At 63.5% G+C, this 1,849-nt stretch carries 1 protein-coding gene; it reads left to right on the top strand.

Features of this window, described 5'->3' with window-relative positions; all coding sequences use genetic code 11:
- Positions 1 to 104 precede the first annotated feature (104 nt).
- Positions 105 to 1,355, top strand: a complete 1,251-nt coding sequence (locus tag A5724_RS27085; protein ID WP_369830671.1) for an IS110 family transposase — start codon at positions 105 to 107, stop codon at positions 1,353 to 1,355.
- Positions 1,356 to 1,849 lie beyond the last annotated feature (494 nt).

Below are 1,849 nucleotides of genomic sequence, written 5' to 3'. Positions count from 1 at the left end.
CTGCTCGCGCTGATATAGGTCGATAGTCCTTCACAAACGCCTCCGGGGGTGTCAGGAAGGGATTGTCAGTAGTTCCCTTTCGGGGACCAGGGCGTTGGCGCGCCGTGGTCCTCCTGGCTGCCCCCGGAGGTGTTGTTGTGTCTGTGCATCAAGTTGCGTCAGTCACCTCATCCAGGATCGTTGTTGCCGTCGATGTCGGCAAGACCTCGGCGATGGTGTCGGCCACCGACGATGCCCGTAACCGTGTGTTCGGTCCTGTCGGGTTCGCGATGACCCGTTCGGATCTTGCGGCGACGGTGGCTCGTGTAAGCGATGTTGTCGCACCGTCTGTCCGGGTGAAGGTAGGTATCGAAGCGGCTGGTCATTACCATCGACCGATTTTGGATTATGCCTGGCCGGCTGGTTGGGAGGTGCTTGAACTCAACCCGGCTCATGTCGCTGAGCAACGCCGGGTGGCGGGTCGGCGGCGAGTTAAGACTGATGCGATCGATTTGGAGGCGATCACCGAGCTGGTGTTGGCCGGTCGGGGACAACCGGCGGCAGCCAGGCCGCGACTGCTGGGTGAGATCGGGGCGTGGGCGGCTCATCGCAATCGTCGGGTAGCAGTGCGTAGCGCGACGAAGAATCAGTTGCTGGCCCAACTGGATCGTGCATTTCCCGGGTTGACGAAGGCGCTGCCAGATGTATTGGCCACCAAGATCGGTCGGCTCATCGCCGCGGAATTGGCCGACCCGGCGCGCATGCGGGCATTGGGACCAACTCGGTTGATGCGGTTTGCTCGTGTCCGCGACGTTAGGCTGCGTCGAGAGTTGGCTGACCGTCTGGTCTTGACTGCGCGCGAAGCGCTGCCGGTCGCGGACGCGGCGGTGGCGCGGCGGGTGTTGGCTGCCGATGTAGCGTTGCTGGCCGATTTGGACGTCCAGATCGCGGCCGCCGAGACCGAGCTGGCCGCACTGATTCCCCACAGCCCATTTTCCACATTGACCTCGGTGCCTGGGTGGGGCATCGTTCGCGTGGCCAATTACGCTGCCGCGCTTGGCGATCCAAGCCGGTGGCCGGGCCCGAGGCAGATCTATCGAGCCGCCGGACTGTCCCCGATGCAGTATGAATCGGCCGGTAAACGTCGTGACGGAACCATCAGCCGCGAAGGCAGCGTGGCGTTGCGCCGCGCGCTGATCGATCTCGGTATGGGTCTGTGGCTGCAGGATCGGGCCGCCAAAGCCTATGCCGGCGCCCTAAAATCGCGCGGCAAACGCGGCGGAGTCATCGGATGCGCCCTGGCCAACCGCGCCACCCGTATCGCCTACGCACTGGTGCGCGACCACACCACCTACGACCCAACACGGTGGAGTTAAACCACCACCCGGGTTCTCCTCGGCCCAGGCCCTTGGCGCCGGAGACGCAGGAGCTGTCCACCTGCAGCGCCCGCACCGCAGCGAGGACGAACGACGTGGACAGCGCCGAGCACCGGCGCACTATGTGCTGGCGAGGAAATCAATCCCCCGCACAGAAAGGCATGAACGAACTGCCCCTTCACAACTCCGGCCCGCAAGTGCCAGGTTGGAACCAACGAAGGGCCGGATCAGATGCCGATCGCGCTATGGCGGACCCCAGGGTTACGCCGTTCCTAGCTTGGCACCCGGCCCTTCGCCTCACCGCAGCCCGAACGACGCCAGATGACCCCATACTTGAGGTCGCATAAGTCAGCGTGGGCGCTTACAGGCACCAGCAGTTGGCCAGCCAACACCTGCACGGTCAATATCGAAAACAACGACAACACTGGCTTCACTGCTTGTCGGCGAACGCTTCTGAGCCCACATCAAACTTGACAGGAGATACCGCCAGCTAG

The organism is Mycobacterium sp. ACS1612, from assembly GCF_001667505.1.
In the GTDB taxonomy this organism is placed as follows: domain Bacteria; phylum Actinomycetota; class Actinomycetes; order Mycobacteriales; family Mycobacteriaceae; genus Mycobacterium.
Note: the sequence above shows the minus strand (reverse complement) of the source record. Positions and strands in the feature narration are given on the sequence as shown.